Here is a 2,864-nt window from a genome sequence, read left to right as displayed (position 1 = left end):
TGGTGACCCGAGGTATAGGGGTCTCGTGTCTCTACGGTCAGTGACATAGCCTGGATGGTGCCTGCTAAGGTCTTTCTCAGTTTCTCAAGGGTTTGTTTGAGTTCTTCTTCGGCTTGCTGCCCGCTTGCGCTCGGTGATGTCTTCAATAGTGCCTTCATAGTAGAGCACCTTACCTGCTTCATCCTTAACCGCACGGGCATTTATTGAAACCCAGATTATGTTCCCATCTTTCCTGTAGTGCTGTGCCTCAAACCCTTTGATAATACCCTGTTCTTCAAGAATCTTTTTATACCTTACCCTGTCCTCAGGGTTTACATATCCCTGTTTCGATAAGTTGGTAACGCCTTTTTTTAACTCTTCGGGTGAATCATACCCTATCATCCTCGCAAGGGCAGGGTTGACACTTATGTATTGTCCTTCAGGGGTGGTCTGGAAGATGCCTTCCACAGAGTTCTTAAAGATGGAGCGGTATTTCTCCTCGCTCTGGCGGAGTGCGTCTTCTGCCCGCTTGCGCTTAGTGATGTTCTGAGAAGTGGTTTCATAGTAAAGTATGGCGCCTGACGTATCACGGATAATACGTGCATTCATGGAGGCCCATATTTTACTTCCGTCTTTGGTGTAATGCTCTGCTTCGAAGCCTTCAGCAAATCCACTACTTTCTATCAGTTCTTTAAACCGTTTCCGGTCTTCGGGGTGAACATATATCTGATGAGCCATGCCTGTGACTGACTGTATCATTTCTTCTTGCGATTTATAACCGTACATCTTAGCTCCGGCAGGATTGGCACTCAAGTAATGACCATCAGGAGTGGTTCGAAAAATTCCCATGATAGAATTTTCAAAGATACTACGGTATTTTTCTTCACTCTGACGTACTCTATCCTCTGCATTTCTCCGTTGAACGTAGTTCCACATGCCTTCTAAAAGCATGGAGATATGCGTAATATCGGATTCGGTGTATGGCTCTTTCTTATTCGCAAGACCGGCAACAAGAACAACATGATCCCGATCGATGAGCGGAATGCTCATGAAGCGCGTCAGGGGGACATGCCCTTCAGGGCAACCCTTTTTGTATGGGTTGGGATCGGAGTAATTGTTCACGATAATGGGTTTTCGCTGCCGTATTGCCTCAGCCCATAACCCGGCCTTATCAAGAGGAAACTCGGCGGGCTTCCCGTCCACGGCACACTCCTCCATGGCCTTTTGAGACCATAGGTGGGTATGCATGATTGTCTCATCTTCATTGATAAAACCAATAAATGCGAGCTCGCTTTCGCTGATTTTTACACACTCCTCCAAGACAAAACCGGTAATCGTGTCGAGAGAGGTATCTGCCATCTGATAGAGCTGCAATATCGTTTTTTGGCGTATGTCGGTGAGACGGAGTACTTCTTCTGCCTGTTTGCGCTCGGTGATATCCTCAAGCACCCCTTCATAATACTGTAAAATTCCCCCTGCATCACGAACAGCATGCACGCTAAAACAAACCCATATCTTTGTGCCATCCTTCCGGTAGAACTGAACTTCAAATCCACTGACCGAACCATATTGTTCAACCTTTTGTTTCATTGTCTCGCGGTCTTCGGGGTTCACATAGAGTTGGTGTTGCACATCGGCAAGAGTTGTTGTATTTTTCTTCGCTCTCTCTTACCATATCTTCTGCTTCTTTACGGTCGGTGATGTCGCGGGCAAAAATAACTAATCTTGATACCTTTCCTTCCTCATTAAAAACAGGATAACAATATATTTCGTAAAATCTCCCTGCCCTGGTATCTTCAAAACGAATTGATTCACCTGTAATCGCAACTTTATCGAAATGTTCTTTTCTCGATTTTGCTATATCCGGGGGAAAATGATCGTATAGGCAGGTACCGATGAGTTCCTGGGAGCTTTTGCCTAATCTTTGAGCAACTACCTCATTTGCTAAAAGGACTCTATCTTCTGTGTCAATCATTATCAAGGTTTCCCTGGTAGCGTTGATCAATGTTCGCAATATTGCTTCGCTCTCCTTCAAGATGTCTTCTGCTTTTTTACGCTTATCTTCTGATTTTTCTAGTTCAGATATTCGCTGGTGCATTTTTGCCAACTCAAGAATAAGTTGTTCTTTTGTTTTTTTCTGATCTTCCATATTACATATCTCTTATCTTTGTGTTCCTAAAAGTTCAAAAACCTTTAAATCACCAAGCGTGGAGTCTATTTTATACGTTCCAAATTCGCGCACAATAAGGTTGGACTGGGAGATACTATGGGTTTTTTCACTTATCAAAATACCATTGGCTATTGACTTTGCAAGACTTTGCAGTCTGAAAACAGTATTAACTGGATCGCCGATGACAGTGTAGTCAATCTTTTTATCAAAGCCAATATTTCCAATCACGACCTCACCAGTATGGATACTGATACCAATGACAAGGGGGGTGCCTATTTTTTCCACAAAGTAATCACTCACAGTTTCTATGGACTGTTTCATTTCGAGTGCTGCCTCTATAGCGTTGTCTGCGTCTGTTGGACTTGGTAACGGTGCACCGAAAATTGCAAGAAAGCCGTCGCCCAGATATTTATCAACAATGCCACGATGATTAAATACTATACCACCCATGGTGGAGAAGAAATAATTCAGCATTGATACAGTTTTTTGAGGGCCAATTTTCGTAGCGAGTCTTGAAAATCCCCTTATATCAATATTTAATAAGGTCAGTGTTCTGAGCTCATCAATCGTCGTCTTCCCGAATTGTTCACCATGGATGATTTTATCAACAACCTCTTTGGGGACAAACTTTTGAAACATCTGTCGTATCCCACGTTCATGTTCTGTCATAGAAACCGTTTCTTGATAAAGGCGCGCATTCTCCATTGCAATACTT

At 43.4% G+C, this 2,864-nt stretch carries 3 protein-coding genes; all 3 read right to left on the bottom strand.

Translation table 11 applies throughout. The annotated features are described in order from the left end of the window. Positions 1 to 84: 84 nt before the first annotated feature. Positions 85 to 1,569 carry a PAS domain S-box protein gene (locus tag NTU69_11395; protein ID MCX5804112.1) on the bottom strand — a complete coding sequence of 495 codons (1,485 nt, stop codon included), beginning with the start codon at positions 1,567 to 1,569 and terminating at the stop codon, positions 85 to 87. Continuing rightward, positions 1,553 to 2,128, bottom strand: coding sequence for a PAS domain-containing protein (locus NTU69_11390; GenBank protein ID MCX5804111.1), 576 nt, complete (start codon positions 2,126 to 2,128; stop codon positions 1,553 to 1,555). The genes NTU69_11395 and NTU69_11390 overlap by 17 nt, the downstream gene beginning before the upstream one ends. A 12-nt stretch (positions 2,129 to 2,140) precedes the next feature. Further along, the coding region (locus NTU69_11385) for an adenylate/guanylate cyclase domain-containing protein (GenBank protein MCX5804110.1) at positions 2,141 to 2,864 on the bottom strand (724 nt) is incomplete at its 5' end.

This window comes from Pseudomonadota bacterium (assembly GCA_026388215.1).
In the GTDB taxonomy this organism is placed as follows: domain Bacteria; phylum Desulfobacterota; class Syntrophorhabdia; order Syntrophorhabdales; family Syntrophorhabdaceae; genus JAPLKF01.
This window is presented reverse-complemented; position numbering and strand designations above follow the sequence as displayed.